This window comes from Chryseobacterium cheonjiense, assembly GCF_012927265.1.
Taxonomy (GTDB): Bacteria; Bacteroidota; Bacteroidia; order Flavobacteriales; family Weeksellaceae; genus Chryseobacterium; species Chryseobacterium cheonjiense.
On sequence record NZ_JABBGF010000005.1, the window covers coordinates 16,678 to 30,387 of the forward strand.

The 13,710-nt window shown below is 37.0% G+C and carries 12 protein-coding genes; 3 read left to right on the plus strand and 9 right to left on the minus strand.

Going from position 1 to position 13,710, the window contains the following annotated elements:
* Window positions 1-465 precede the first annotated feature (465 nt).
* A complete protein-coding gene (locus HHL20_RS19060) occupies window positions 466-1,668 on the plus strand; it encodes a C1 family peptidase (RefSeq protein ID WP_169232739.1) in 1,203 nt (400 codons plus the stop codon).
* A 272-nt stretch (window positions 1,669-1,940) separates the two neighbouring features.
* On the opposite strand, the gene HHL20_RS19065 is transcribed toward HHL20_RS19060, so the two are convergent.
* On the minus strand, window positions 1,941-3,002 hold the full coding sequence (locus HHL20_RS19065; RefSeq protein WP_169232740.1) for an NADH:flavin oxidoreductase: 1,062 nt from the start codon (window positions 3,000-3,002) through the stop codon (window positions 1,941-1,943).
* Window positions 3,003-3,336: 334 nt separating this feature from the next.
* Here HHL20_RS19065 and HHL20_RS19070 point away from each other — a divergent pair, with 334 nt between their 5' ends.
* Entirely contained in the window at window positions 3,337-3,726 is a 390-nt protein-coding gene (locus HHL20_RS19070) for a winged helix-turn-helix transcriptional regulator (RefSeq protein WP_169232741.1), read from the plus strand.
* 14 nt (window positions 3,727-3,740) lie between these two features.
* Here HHL20_RS19070 and HHL20_RS19075 read toward each other — a convergent pair whose 3' ends face one another.
* Both HHL20_RS19075 and HHL20_RS19080 read right to left on the minus strand, forming a co-directional pair.
* Complete coding sequence (locus tag HHL20_RS19075; RefSeq protein ID WP_169232742.1) at window positions 3,741-4,814, minus strand: hypothetical protein; 1,074 nt, start codon at window positions 4,812-4,814, stop codon at window positions 3,741-3,743.
* Window positions 4,815-4,893: 79 nt separating this feature from the next.
* Complete coding sequence (locus HHL20_RS19080; protein ID WP_169232743.1) at window positions 4,894-7,326, minus strand: alpha-ketoacid dehydrogenase subunit alpha/beta; 2,433 nt, start codon at window positions 7,324-7,326, stop codon at window positions 4,894-4,896.
* A 137-nt stretch (window positions 7,327-7,463) separates the two neighbouring features.
* Between HHL20_RS19080 and HHL20_RS19085 the strand changes: the two genes are divergently transcribed.
* Window positions 7,464-7,757, plus strand: coding sequence for a hypothetical protein (locus HHL20_RS19085; RefSeq protein ID WP_169232744.1), 294 nt, complete (start codon window positions 7,464-7,466; stop codon window positions 7,755-7,757).
* A gap of 1 nt (window position 7,758) precedes the next feature.
* Here the strand turns inward: HHL20_RS19085 and HHL20_RS19090 are convergent, their stop codons facing one another.
* The 6 genes from HHL20_RS19090 to queA all read right to left on the minus strand — a co-directional run bounded on the left by HHL20_RS19090 (window position 7,759) and on the right by queA (window position 13,708).
* The gene (locus HHL20_RS19090) at window positions 7,759-8,736 is read right to left on the minus strand and encodes a polyprenyl synthetase family protein (RefSeq protein ID WP_169232745.1); all 978 of its coding nucleotides are present in this window, start codon (window positions 8,734-8,736) and stop codon (window positions 7,759-7,761) included.
* Window positions 8,737-8,897: 161 nt separating this feature from the next.
* Window positions 8,898-9,776 carry a hypothetical protein gene (locus tag HHL20_RS19095; protein WP_169232746.1) on the minus strand — a complete coding sequence of 293 codons (879 nt, stop codon included), beginning with the start codon at window positions 9,774-9,776 and terminating at the stop codon, window positions 8,898-8,900.
* Window positions 9,777-10,174: 398 nt separating this feature from the next.
* Window positions 10,175-11,113 carry a sterol desaturase family protein gene (locus HHL20_RS19100; protein ID WP_169232747.1) on the minus strand — a complete coding sequence of 313 codons (939 nt, stop codon included), beginning with the start codon at window positions 11,111-11,113 and terminating at the stop codon, window positions 10,175-10,177.
* Window positions 11,114-11,188: 75 nt separating this feature from the next.
* Complete coding sequence (gene rlmN, locus HHL20_RS19105; RefSeq protein WP_169232748.1) at window positions 11,189-12,223, minus strand: 23S rRNA (adenine(2503)-C(2))-methyltransferase RlmN; 1,035 nt, start codon at window positions 12,221-12,223, stop codon at window positions 11,189-11,191.
* A 40-nt stretch (window positions 12,224-12,263) separates the two neighbouring features.
* Window positions 12,264-12,611, minus strand: a complete 348-nt coding sequence (locus HHL20_RS19110) for a four helix bundle protein (RefSeq protein ID WP_169232749.1) — start codon at window positions 12,609-12,611, stop codon at window positions 12,264-12,266.
* 47 nt (window positions 12,612-12,658) lie between these two features.
* On the minus strand, window positions 12,659-13,708 hold the full coding sequence (gene queA / locus HHL20_RS19115; RefSeq protein ID WP_169232750.1) for a tRNA preQ1(34) S-adenosylmethionine ribosyltransferase-isomerase QueA: 1,050 nt from the start codon (window positions 13,706-13,708) through the stop codon (window positions 12,659-12,661).
* Between the last annotated feature and the right edge of the window lie 2 nt (window positions 13,709-13,710).

Below are 13,710 nucleotides of genomic sequence, written 5' to 3' on the forward strand. Positions count from 1 at the left end.
AACTTTTTTTGAAATGTAATGAAATCTTACGAATGAGGCAAAGTAAAAAATGACTATTGATTTTGAATTAATAGATCACTCCCTTTCATTCACACAGATTGCTTAAAAAATTATTGCCGGAGGTTTGTCATGCCGGAAGCATCTAAGCTAATTGTTCATATTTTAAATCTGATTATTTTACCACGGATTTCATGAACTGCACAGATTTATGAATGTTTTCATCATGACAAGATGTATTGGGCATTGCCGAAAGGTTATGAAAGACCTCTACCCTAGCCGCGATTGAGCGGCATGTTTGAGCTCTTTTTCTGTTTTCGGCGGCGGCAAAGCCGCCGCCGAAAACAGAAAAAAGCGAGTAGCGAAAGCGCGAAACAGCTCCAAAAAATTCAACCTTGCATTTAACCTTTAGAGCTGTAACAAATCTCTATTACCAACGACTATTCGTATAAATAATATTTTATAGTAATGAAAAATTCAAAATTTGTATCATTACTTTTTGTTTTGTCTGCAGGAAGTATGATGTTTGCTCAGGATGACTTAATCAATAAGTTAAAAAACAATCAGTCTCAAAATGCCAATTTCCAGTTTACCACGCTGAAAGATGTGGGTGCGACTTCGGTAAAAAACCAGGGTTCTTCGGGAACGTGCTGGAGCTATTCGGGGAACTCTTTCCTGGAGTCTGAAATGCAGAGAATGGGTAAAAAGCCTGTTGATCTTGCAGAAATCTTCACGGCAAGAAATTCTTACCATGACAAAGCAAAATTATATGTGCTGAACAACGGCGCAATAAGCTGGGGCGACGGCGGAGAGCTGCATGATGTCATCAACATGTACAAAAAATACGGAGCTGTTCCACAGGACGTTTACACAGGGCTTAGACAGGGACAGACGCTAAATAATTTCTCTGAAATGCAGGGTAAACTGAAACCTGTTCTTGACAGTCTGGTTCAGGCCGGCGCTAAAGGAAAATTAACAGACAACTGGATGTCTTCCGTAGATGCAATTCTGGACCAATATCTGGGAAAAGTTCCCGCCAACTTTACCTACGAAGGAAAATCCTACACGCCACAGACTTTTGCGAAAGAAGTTGTAGGCATCAATCCGGAAGATTATGTTGAAATTTCTTCCTATAAAGATTATCCTTACTTCCAGAAATTTGTTGTTCCGATTCCGGACAACTGGAGCCATGACTCTGACTGGAATGTTCCGATGAAAGATCTAACGGCAATTATTGACAATGCCGTAAATAAAGGATATTCCGTAGGTTGGGCAACCGATGTTTCCGAACCTTATTTTTCTTACAAAAACGGAGTGGCATATGTTCCGGATATGAATCTTGATCAGATCAATAATGAGAACAAAGGAACTTTATTCACTGAACCTAAAAAAGATAAAACGATTACGGAAGATATGCGCCAGCAGGCTTTAAACAACCTTTCTACAACTGACGATCACGGGATGCATATTGTAGGACTGGCAAAAGACCAGAGTGGAAAAGAATACTATATGGTAAAAAATTCCTGGGGTGTAACGAATGATTTCGAAGGATATATTTATGTAACGAGACCTTATGTAGAATACAAATCCACTGCAATTCTTATACACAAGGATGCTCTTCCGAAAAACATCAGAAAACAGCTGAAGCCTACCAAAAATATAGGTTTGTAAACGATCACGTTGTCAGAATTAATCTGACATTTTAGATATTTAAATCTGTTAAAAAACCACTTTCCGTTTTCCGGAAAGTGGTTTTGCTTTTGAAAAAAACCGCCTTTGAAATATCCTCAGGCGGTTTTGGAAAAAAATTTAAATAGGTAATCAAGATATGGTAAAATCATCAACAGTGAATTTTACTTCGTCAGTGAATAGCAATTGCCCGTTTAGAAAAGTTGTAAAAATCAAACAGGCAGCGAAGCAGACCCACTATTGATAATTAAACTTTAGTATAATACACCGAGACTTTCTGCTGAAAAGTCAAGAAGTGCCTCGGTATTTTGTTCTTTTACTTTTTTAGCCCATTCCGGATCCTGAAGCAATGCACGTCCAACGGCAACCAAATCGAAATCTCCTCTTTCAAGTCTTTTCGTGAGTTCCGTTAAATCTGCTTTTTCCGTTCCCTGTCCTCCGAAAGCAGCCATAAAATCGCCTTCAAGACCTACAGAACCTACGGTAATGGTTGGCTGACCGGTAATTTTCTTCGCCCATCCCGCAAAGTTGAGGTCGGAGCCTTCAAATTCCGGTTCCCAGAATCGTCTTTGTGAACAGTGGAAAATGTCGACTCCCGCATCTTTTAAAGGCAACAGCCATTCTTCCATCTCTTCAGGAGTGTGGGCTAATTTTACCGAATAATCCTGCTGTTTCCATTGGGAAAGGCGAATGATAATCGTGAAATCTTCTCCCACTGCAGCTCTGATGGCTTTGACAACATCCACCGCAAAACGGCTTCTTTCTTTAATGGTTTTTCCGCCGTATTCATCAGTTCGGGTATTGGTACCGTCCCAGAAAAACTGGTCAATAAGATAACCGTGAGCGCCGTGAATTTCAATCACGTCAAAACCGAGATCTTTAGCGGATTTTGCAGACGCTGCAAACTGAGCAATTGTGTCCTGAATATCTTCCAATGTCATGGTAGAGGCCTTTTCCATCTCCACAGCCGGATAATCCGGAGTGCTTCTGGTATCTCCAACATGCCAGATCTGAGGCCCCATTTTTCCGCCGTTTTCATGTACGGCATCGATTACGTTTTTCCATCCGTTTAATGCTGCTGTTCCGTAGAAATCAGGGATATTCTGCATATTTTTTGAAGCCGGACGGTTGATTACCGTCCCTTCAGAAAGGATTAATCCCACTTCTGCAGCTGCTCTTCTGGCGTAGTAATCAGCGATCTGTTGTGTCGGTACTCCGTTGTCCGATTGTGCTCGTGTCATCGGAGCCATGACAATTCTATTTTTTAGTTCTAAATTTTTGTACTTGAAAGGTGTAAATAATGATTCTGTGCTCATTTTAGATTTACTTTTTTATAATTGTTACACAAAGTAACTAATAATAGTTCATATTTGTATCTTTCGACGAAAAAAAAGTAGTAACTTTGTGGTAACTGATGATGGTAACGTGGAGGTAACGATAAGGTTGACTAAAGGCTAAGGTTGATGTCGAAGGCTTCGCTTGACAATATTAAAAGAATTGGTATAATTAAAATCTTTGTACCCTCTTATAAGTGAAATCGAAGATTCAACGTAGTCAAACGGCTTTGTGAAACTTAAAACAGTTAGTATAAAAAAAATCTTTGTGAACTTCGTGTTCAACAAAGACAAACAAAATTAGAAATAAACCTTTATGAAAAAGAACGAATTAATGCAATACAGCTGTCCTCTCGGTAAAGCTATGTCGGCTTTGGGAAGCAAATGGAAACCGATTATTGTTCTGGTAATAAAAGACCGTAAACTGCGGTTTGGGGAACTTGCGGTGCGCATTAATGTTATTTCCAGAAAAGTGCTTACCGACCAGCTTCGGGAAATGGAATCCGATGGACTGGTAATTCGTGAAGAGTTTAAAGAAATTCCGCCGAGGGTTGAATATTCTTTGACAGAGAAAGGTTTGGCATTGCTTCCTATTTTGTACCAACTTGAGGAATGGGAAACAAAATACCATGTGTACGATCCGGAAAAAGAGAAGGATTGTAAAATGATTTTGGAAGGAAAAAAGGTGCAGAAGAGTGTTATGTAATTGATAGTGTTTTATTATTTATTAAATTTTCTTTTTAATCTTCTGAAAATTTCGGGTAAATTAAATTTAAAGCTACCATACTCAAATTCTTGAATTGTTACTAAACCATCTAAGGTTTTTTCTTCATTTTTTAAATTTGATTCAATGTAAATTTGCTTTTGAAAATTGCTGAACTTTAGACTTTCAATAGTAGTATTTTTAGATTCAATTATTGAATGTGCCAAAATTAATTGTGATTTTAAATGGTAAATATTTGATAATAGTTGTTGAATACTAACATCATTATAATCTTTTGTTATAATTTCTAAATTTTGAAGATCTGGAAGAGAAAGATAAAAATCTAATAAATCCCGTATATTCGATAATGCTTCATTTGAGTTTTTTGGTTTTACAGTAAACAGTGTGTCACCATTTCTTGATTCTAACGCAGAAGATATTTCTATTCCATAATCTTCTAAAAATTTCGAAAAATAAATTAAATATTGCTCACACGCTTGACGGATTTCTTGAGGAAATGAATATTTGTTGGCTATTGAATTTATATCTACAAGTGTAGGGTTTTCAAAAATATTTTTTACTTCTTTATCAATTACAGATAAAAATCTTTCATATTCTTCATTGATATTTTGGTCAAAATTGAAATTACAAGAGATTTGGAAGCCGTGTTCTAAAAAGTTATTATCTTGTTTAAAATCGACTGAAAAATCATGTGCCAATAATATTAACTTCAACTTTTCAGCGAATGTTATAATATTATAAGGCTTATCCCATTTTACAAAATCTGGTATAAGTTGAAAAATTATTTTTCCTTCTATTTCGAACGATAAATAACTTAGTTCTTTATTAATCCAATTCAAATTAGCAAATTGCTCAAAATTTAGTGGTAGTGAAAAATCACATATATCTTCTTTAAAAAAATCAGCTATATTGTATTTTTCTGAAACTTCAAATATTCTGTCATTGAAAAAAATAAGAAATTCACTATTTGGTTCACCTACATTATCATCGGCCTCACCTATTTCAATGTTATCTAGGTAAGCAACATAGTCATAAATTCTATTATCAACTTTCTCAAACTTTAAATTCATGTTATCAAATTTTCTTTACAATATAAACAAAAAAACCGCTCCCAAAAGAAGCGGTTTCAAAGTTTATGTAAAATCTCAATTAAAATATCGCAGGATATTTCTGAGGATTTGTTTCGTTAAATAGAGCGTAGATTTTTTCTACCATATCGTCTGAAGATGGTTTAGAGAAATAATCTCCGTCACTTGCATACGCCGGTCTGTGATCGTTTGCAGAGATCGTCAACGGATCAGAATCCAGGAATCTGAAGGTTTTCTGTTTTTCTAAGATCTGCTGTAAAATAAACGCTGAAGTTCCGCCTTCCACATCTTCGTCGATCACCACCAATCGGTTGGTTTTCTTCACCGATTCAGCAATTTCGTGGGTTAAATCGAAAGGAATCAATGACTGAACGTCAATTACTTCCGCAGAAATTCCTAATTTTTCAAGCTCTTCTGCAGCTTCCATAACAATTCTCCAAGTAGAACCATAGGTAACAAGTGTCACGTCATTTCCTTCTTTGGTAACTTCAATTTTTCCAACAGGAACTGTGAATTCACCTAAATTGTCAGGCTGCTTTTCCTTTAATCGGTATCCGTTCAGACATTCAACAATTACGGCCGGGTCATCGCTTTGAAGCATCGTATTGTAGAATCCGGCAGCTTTTGTAAGGTTTCTCGGAACCAACACTAAAATCCCTTTAGAAAGATTAAGAATTCCCGCCATCGGAGAACCGGAATGCCAAACACCTTCGAGTCTGTGACCTCTTGTTCTTATGATTACCGGTGCTTTCTGACCTCCTTTGGTTCTGTACTGAACCGTAGCCAGATCATCACTCATTCCCTGTAAACAATACAAAATATAGTCTAAATACTGGATTTCAGCAATCGGTCTCAAACCTCTCATCGCCATACCGATTCCCTGTCCAAGAATTGTAGCTTCACGGATTCCCGTATCGGCAACACGAACATCGCCGTATTTTTCCTGCATTCCTTCCAACCCTTGGTTTACGTCACCGATATTTCCGGCATCTTCACCAAAAACCAATGTCTCAGGATATTTTTCAAAAATCTTATCAAAATTATTTCTTACCACTACTCTTCCGTCAACATCTTCAGAATTTTCAGAATAGACTGGCTTGATTTCTTTTACATTTTCCGCTTTCCATTGAGACTGAGAATATAAATGAGAAGAGTAATTATCTTTTTCGACTTCAAAAATCTCATTGTATTTCTGCATCAGCTGATTTCTTTCTGCCGAATTTGTTCCTCTGGTTGCCAGTAAAGAACGTCTCACCAAATGGAAGACATCTTTCTTCGCTTTGGAAACCAGTTTATTGAACTGGCTGATATAGTTTTCAATTTCAGAATTTTGTCCTTTCAGGTTTTCAACGAAAGGCAATACCGAACTGATTAAATCCGTGATGGTCTTCTGATAGTTTTCCCAGGCATTTTTCTGTCCCGCTTTTACAGTCTTTTTGGCTTCTTCATCAATAGCATCCAGTTCTTCGGCGGTTGCAAGCACTTGCTCTTTTCCGTCAATTTCAATGGAATAATTAAGAATCCACTCTTTGAATTTCACCAAGCCGTCAAACTGGGATTCCCAGGCCAGACGGTCTTCATTTTTATATCTTTCGTGAGATCCCGACGTGGAGTGCCCCTGCGGCTGTGTAACTTCCACCACGTGTACTACCACCGGAATGCTTTCCATTCTTGCAAACTGCTCAGCTCGGGCGTAAGCATCCAATAGTGACGGATAATCCCAGGCTTTTACCTGAATAATTTCACATCCCTGGAATTCACCTTCTTTTCTCTGGAAACCACTCAGCATTTCAGCAATATCTGCTTTGGCTCTCTGCTTCATGGTAGGAACGGAAATTCCGTAGCCGTCGTCCCAGATTGAAACGATCATCGGCACCTGAAGCGCACAGGCGGCATTCAGCGTTTCCCAGAAGTGACCTTCTGCGGTAGAAGCATCACCGATGGTCCCGAAAGCGATTTCGTTCCCGTCTTTTGAGAATTTCTCGGAACCTTCAAATTTTACTGTCTTATATATTTTGGAAGCCTGTGCCAATCCTAATAATCTTGGCATCTGCCCTGCTGTAGGAGAAATATCGGATGAAATATTTTTCTGAGCCGTTAGATCTTTCCAACTTCCGTCTTCATTTAAGCTTCTTGTGGCAAAGTGGCCATTCATCTGTCGACCCGCTGAAGCAGGCTCTCTTTCAACACTGGTGTCTGCATACAGCTGAGCAAAAAAGCTTTCAACAGTTAATGCATCAACCGCCAGCGCAAAGGTCTGATCTCTATAATATCCCGAACGGAAGTCTCCATATCTGAAAACTTTCGCCATTGCAAGCTGAGGAAGCTCTTTGCCATCCCCAAAAATACCAAATTTAGCTTTCCCTGTAAGAACTTCCCTCCTGCCCAGATAAGACATTTCACGGGAAACCCTTCCTAACTTATAATCTTCAAGTATCTGATTTCTAAAGTCTTGAAAGGAAATTTGCTGTGTTTCAATATAGGTTGTCTGCATAGCCCGATAAAAAAATTTTAAATTCTTGAAGTATTTCGCTAATATACACTTTTTAAATTAATTTTAATTTTTAATAATCTTTTTTAAAAATTTGATAATAAAAAAAATTGTATTTATATTGAAAAAAAATTGTAAAGATGGAAAAGAAATCCACGCATATCCTGAATGCATCCAGCAATCTTTTAGGCTTTTCACTGGTCATCATCACCTCTTTAAAGATTACCAGGATCAGTCCTAGTACGTATTTGGACGAATTTGCGGGCGTGGCATGCCTGTTCTTTGCCTTCAGCTGCTTCTTTTCTTTTTTGGCAATAAGATCCCAGCATGAAAAGCGTATAAGCCGTTTTGAAACTATTGCGGATTATTTATTTTTAATCGCTTTATTTTGCATAGTATTAGCCGTTATTATTGTAACGATGAAAATAATTTAATTTAAAATTTTCGCTCAATTACGTAATCCAGCATAATATGTAAAGATTTTCTGGCTTCAGAATCAGGAAATTCGTTGAGAATATTTTTAGCTTTCTGTTGAAAATCTTTCATCACAGAAATGGCATAATCCAGTCCGCCAGAACTTTTTACAAAACTGATCAGCTCTTTTACCCGTTTCTGATCATTGTTATGCCTCTTAATAGTATTGAAATAATACTTTTTATCCTTTTCGTCGGCGTTCCTTAGGGTAAATATTAAAGGCAACGTCATCTTTTGCTCTTTAATATCAATTCCTACAGGTTTTCCGATTACGTTGGAACTCAGGTAATCAAACAGGTCATCTTTAATTTGAAAGGCCATTCCCGTAAAGGTTCCGAAATCCATCATTTTTTTAGCCAGTATTTCATCGGCGTCGTTTGAAAGCACGCCTATTTCACAGCAGGCTGCAATTAAAGTCGCGGTTTTCTGGCGGATGATTTCGTAATACACTTCTTCGGTAATATCCAGTTTCCTGGCTTTTTCCAGTTGCAGAAGTTCACCTTCCGACATTTCACGGATTGTTCTTGAAATAACGCCTAATAAATCGTAATCTTTATGGTCTGTTGATAATAAAACCGATTTGGATAAAAGATAATCTCCTACCAAAACGGCAATTTTATTTTTCCACAAAGCATTGATTGAAAAGAAATTCCGGCGTTTAAAGCTTTCATCGACCACGTCATCATGAACCAGCGTTGCGGTATGAATGAGCTCAATCATAGAAGCGCCACGGTATGTTTTTTCATTAACGTTTCCAACAAGCTTGGCACAAAGAAAGACAAACATGGGGCGCATCTGCTTCCCTTTTGTAGTAACGATAAAACGCGTGACTTTATCTAATAAAGGTACTTTACTCTGCATGGATTCATAAAACTTCTGCTCGAAAAGTTTCATTTCCTCATTGATCGGTCGCTTGATTTCTTCTACAGTGTTCGCCACAATCTTTGATGATGGATAAATTATTAATTACCACAAAGATAATTTTTTTCAGGTAATTTTAAGAGAAATTAATAGGAATATCGGTTTTAGTTTTAACATCATAGACAATAATATTTACTTTTCCGATTTTTATTTTGCTTAAAAATTTTCCGAGCCAATACTTAAAAATTTTTAAATTTATCTTTAGGTAAAAAGTAAAGGCTTTGCTTTGCAGTTCCCAAAGGCGAATGAAACTTTTCCCCTGAAATATAAACACCTGCTTCATCAACTGCAATTCCTTCAATCTGACCAATTGACAGGGCGCTTCCCAGGTAATATCTTTCCGGAATTTCTTTGAAAAAAACTCCCGGTTCTGTTTCCGTGAAAATATTCAGAAACACTTCTGTTTTCTTTGTATAGCCGATGAGGTACAATTTCTTATTGTAATAGGAGGCATCGGTAACTAAAAAATTGGTTTTGAAAGATTCTGTTTTCTGCACCTGCTGTTTTCCTGAAATTTCAGGATCAATGATATAATGTGTCGTTGATTTTGCAGTCCATTCTTTGCTAAAAAGATGAATTTTTCCGTTGAGGTAAATCATCGCTTCTGCATCAAAATTGGTTGAAGAGTAATTCGGAACAAATTCTTTTTGTTCGGGGTATTCAAATGAGATAATCTGAACAGAATCATCTTTTGAAGAATTATCAAACGGTAATTTGTAGATTTCAAGATCTCTTCGTGTGCCTCCGTTATTTCCGAAATCACCGATATAGAAATTGTTCCCGTCATTGGTTAAAGCTTCCCAGTCTTTGTTTTTGGCGTTTATTTTTATGGTGTTGGTAACTGCTCCGGTTGTTTTATCTAATTCAAAAAGTTCGGGAGAATTTCCGCTGTCATTGAATGTGTAAAGTTTTCCATTCATTAAACTCAAACCTGATGTTTCTTTAATCTTTTCATCCAGATAAGCAACTCTGAACTTCCTGATCTTTAAGGGCTCAGATTTTTGGGAAAATGAGAACGTGAAAATTGTGATGGTAATAATAAAGAAAAGCTTTTTCATAAGGTAAAAATATTTATTTAAATACAAATGCACTAATTTTTGCACTGATTTCACTAATACTTTCTTTGCCTTATTTTCTAATTTTTTTCTGACTAATGAAGAATCTTATTTAATAAGTTTAAGCGTATTTGCTTTCGCAACGCTTTTATTTTAAATGATTGCTTTTATTTTTTTGTTCCCAAAGGTACTTCCACAGGCTCAGCATAAACTAATAACACTCAGCAAATGATAGCAAAACCTAATATTAATTATAATTTGTATTTTTTGATAATTAATGTTATACAGAAAAGTGTATAAATATCAAATAATTAAGGCAATAAAAAAGACGGACCAAGCCGCCTGAATTGATTATATAGATTGTATTGAAAAATTCATTTTTGATTTAGAAAAAATTTAACTCACGCCGTTTTTTTCTGTATCTCCTGTTTCCTTTTATTTTTCTTTGCCCAATAATCTTTTTGATATTGCCTTACCGTTTTGCCGGTTCCGTCGTGTCGCCATCCGGGAGAATTAAAAATATAATTTACCCTATCGGAGATGGTCAAACCAGGCTGCCTGATGTCTTTCCATATTCTTCGCCATTCGTATAAAAGAACGGTATCCGGTTTATTATCAGGCATTTTGGGATAGATTCCATATTTTACGGGAACATTGGGATCTTCTTTTTCAAAAGTTCCGAAGATTTTGTCCCAGATAATCAGGCACATGCCCATATTTCTGTCAAGATATTTAATGTTGCAAGCGTGATGAACGCGATGATGAGAGGGAGTAACGAGAATATATTCCAGAATACCCATACTTTTTACGGTCTGTGTGTGAACCCAGGTTCCGTACACTTGACCGATTGCGTAAGCGACCATGATATGCCATGGATTAAACCCTAAAAAAGCGAGCGGGGAAAAATAAAGATACCGGTACAGCGGCTGTAGAACCGGACTTCTGAAACCTGTGGTGAGATTAAAGAACTCCGAGCTATGATGGGTAATATGTACCGCCCAAAACGCCCTGGAATGATGATCTACATAATGAAGGACATAGTAAGCGAAATCCGTAATAATAAAGCAAAGCAATCCGTACCATACTGTATATTCCCATGAAAAAAGCCTGTGGTTGAAGAAGAAAAACATCACTCCCATGGCAAAAGCTTTCATCAGAATATCCAGCCCGAAGTTGAGTAACGCAAGATAAATATTTGTTGCAAGATCTTTTCCGTTGTAAAGCCTGACTTCGGCAACATGGCTGTAAATCATTTCTGCCAGAATGATTGTTGCATGTACCGGAATCGACCATGCATAAATATTTTCAAGACCATCTTTCCCAAAAAAGTAATCTACCATTGTCACTTTTATTTGGTACAAAGGTAATATTTTAAGAAAGCGTTAAGAATTTTTTTTAATTTTTTTAATGAAATTTTAATCCGTTGTTTTGTTGGCAAGCTGTCCACAGGCGGCATCTATATCGCCCCCGCGGCTTTTTCTTACCACGCACACAATACCTGCATTTTCAAGCTGACGGATATAATTTTCTTCCGCCTGTTTATTACACTGGTCGTATTTTCCGTCGCCAATAGGATTGTACTGAATTAAATTAACTTTAGAAGGAACCTGCTTGCAGTATTTGATGAGGGCTTTAATATCTTCATCTCCGTCATTAATACCTTTCCATACACAGTATTCAAAGGTAATAACAGAACCTGTTTTCTGATACCAGTATTGCAGCGCTTCCATAATCTCCGTTAAAGGAAACTTATCGGAAAATGGCATTATTTCATTTCTTTTAGCCTCAATAGCAGAGTGAAGTGACAGGGCGAGCTTTACTCTCAAATCGTCATCAGCAAGCATCTTAATCATTTTCGGAATTCCCGATGTAGAAACGGTAATTCTTCTTGGTGACATTCCCAGACCTTCCGGCTGCGTAATTTTCCTGATTGCTTCCACTACATTCTTGTAGTTCATCATCGGCTCTCCCATTCCCATAAAGACAATATTGGAAAGCGGCCTGTTGAAATACATTTTGCTCTGGCTGTCGATTAAAGCAACCTGATCTACAATTTCGGCCACTTCAAGGTTTCTCATTCTTTTGAGTCTTGCCGTTGCACAGAATTCGCAGTTTAAGGAGCATCCTACCTGTGAGGAAACGCAGGCTGTTGTTCTTGTTTCGGTAGGTATGAGAACAGATTCTACCAATAAACCATCGTGCAGCTTCACCCCATTTTTTATGGTTCCGTCGGTGCTTTTCTGGAGCTGATCTACAGAAACCGGATTAATGGTATATTCTTCTGATATTTTTTCACGGAGGTTTTTCGAAAGATTTGTCATCTCATCAATCGAGTGGAGATTTTTACTCCACAGCCAATCGTACACCTGCTTCGCACGGAAAGGTTTTTCTCCCAATGACATAAAATAGTCTTTGAGCTGATCAAGTGATAAAGTTCTGATATCTTTCATATAGGTAAGAGCCAAGTTAAAAGTAAAAATTAAAAAGTTTTTACAACTTTGTGTTGTTAACTATTGTTGCTAAAATATTTTTTAATTCAGCGCTTTCATTTAATAATACTTGAAATTCTTCTGAATTATAACCGTCTAAATTTTTTAAAATCCGAAGCCAGAAATTGCTTTCCCGAGCTTCTCTTAAGGCAATTTTCACCTTATTTTTAAAATCTGCTTTTGAAGACCTGGCTTGTGATTCTTCATAATTTGCCCCTATCGAAGTGGCTGATTTTCCAAGTTGAAACCTAATTAACTTACTTTCAGGATCATTTGGAAGTGTTCTTAAAAACTTAAGACAGTTCACGCCAAACATAAAAGTTCTTGCAAGTAAATCGTTTTGTTTCATTTTGTGTTCTTTAACTTTTTACTTTTAACCTAGCTCTTTTTACTTTTTTATAAGATTAACATTGCATCTCCGTACGAGTAGAATTTGTATTTTTCTTTTACAGCTTCTTCATAAGCATGCATTATAAAATCTCTCCCCGCAAATGCTGCAATCATCATGATTAAAGTAGATTTCGGAGTATGGAAATTCGTGATCATACAGTTGGCAACACCGAATTCGTGAGGAGGATAGATAAACTTATTCGTCCATCCGTGGAATGCAGAAATCTTTTTATTTGAAGATACTGAAGTTTCTAAAGTTCTCATGGTGGTGGTTCCTACCGCACAAACTCTTTTATGTGCATCAACTGCGTTATTGATAATCTGCGCATTTTTCTCGTCGATAAAGATCTCTTCAGACTCCATTTTGTGCTTGGAAAGATCTTCTACTTCAATCGGGTTAAAGGTTCCCAATCCAACATGAAGGGTAACTTCTGCGAAATCAATTCCTTTAATTTCCAGTCTCTTCATCAAATGTCTTGAGAAGTGAAGTCCTGCTGTAGGTGCTGCTACTGCTCCTTCTACTTTCGCGTAGATGGTCTGGTATCTTTCAGCATCTTCCGGCTCAACTTCTCTTTTAATATATTTTGGAAGCGGTGTTTCTCCCAATTCTTTTAATTTAGCTCTAAATTCTTCATAAGAACCGTCGAACAAGAATCTCAAAGTTCTCCCTCTTGAAGTCGTATTGTCGATAACTTCCGCAACCAAAGATTCGTCTTCAGTAAAGAATAATTTATTTCCAATTCTGATTTTTCTTGCAGGATCTACCAATACGTCCCAAACGCGGGTTTCTTTATCAAGTTCTCTTAATAGGAAAACTTCAATTTTAGCGCCCGTTTTTTCTTTATTTCCATAAAGACGTGCAGGAAAAACCTTGGTATTGTTAAAGATAAAAAGATCTCCTTCATCAAAATAATCAACAACATCTTTAAACAGTTTATGCTCGATGGTTTCAGTTTTTCTGTCCAAAACCATTAATCTCGCTTCGTCTCTGTGTTCGGATGGGTGTTCTGCCAATAATTCTGCAGGAAGATCAAAATTAAAATCTGATGTTTTCATTT

What these genes read in the sequence shown, in the direction of transcription:
- HHL20_RS19060 (WP_169232739.1), top strand. Translation starts at nt 466, where the DNA reads ATGAAAAATTCAAAATTTGTATCATTACTTTTTGTTTTGTCTGCAGGA.
- HHL20_RS19065 (WP_169232740.1), bottom strand. Translation starts at nt 3,002, where the DNA reads ATGAGCACAGAATCATTATTTACACCTTTCAAGTACAAAAATTTAGAA.
- HHL20_RS19070 (WP_169232741.1), top strand. Translation starts at nt 3,337, where the DNA reads ATGAAAAAGAACGAATTAATGCAATACAGCTGTCCTCTCGGTAAAGCT.
- HHL20_RS19075 (WP_169232742.1), bottom strand. Translation starts at nt 4,814, where the DNA reads ATGAATTTAAAGTTTGAGAAAGTTGATAATAGAATTTATGACTATGTT.
- HHL20_RS19080 (WP_169232743.1), bottom strand. Translation starts at nt 7,326, where the DNA reads ATGCAGACAACCTATATTGAAACACAGCAAATTTCCTTTCAAGACTTT.
- HHL20_RS19085 (WP_169232744.1), top strand. Translation starts at nt 7,464, where the DNA reads ATGGAAAAGAAATCCACGCATATCCTGAATGCATCCAGCAATCTTTTA.
- HHL20_RS19095 (WP_169232746.1), bottom strand. Translation starts at nt 9,776, where the DNA reads ATGAAAAAGCTTTTCTTTATTATTACCATCACAATTTTCACGTTCTCA.
- HHL20_RS19100 (WP_169232747.1), bottom strand. Translation starts at nt 11,113, where the DNA reads ATGGTAGATTACTTTTTTGGGAAAGATGGTCTTGAAAATATTTATGCA.
- rlmN (WP_169232748.1), bottom strand. Translation starts at nt 12,223, where the DNA reads ATGAAAGATATCAGAACTTTATCACTTGATCAGCTCAAAGACTATTTT.
- HHL20_RS19110 (WP_169232749.1), bottom strand. Translation starts at nt 12,611, where the DNA reads ATGAAACAAAACGATTTACTTGCAAGAACTTTTATGTTTGGCGTGAAC.
- queA (WP_169232750.1), bottom strand. Translation starts at nt 13,708, where the DNA reads ATGAAAACATCAGATTTTAATTTTGATCTTCCTGCAGAATTATTGGCA.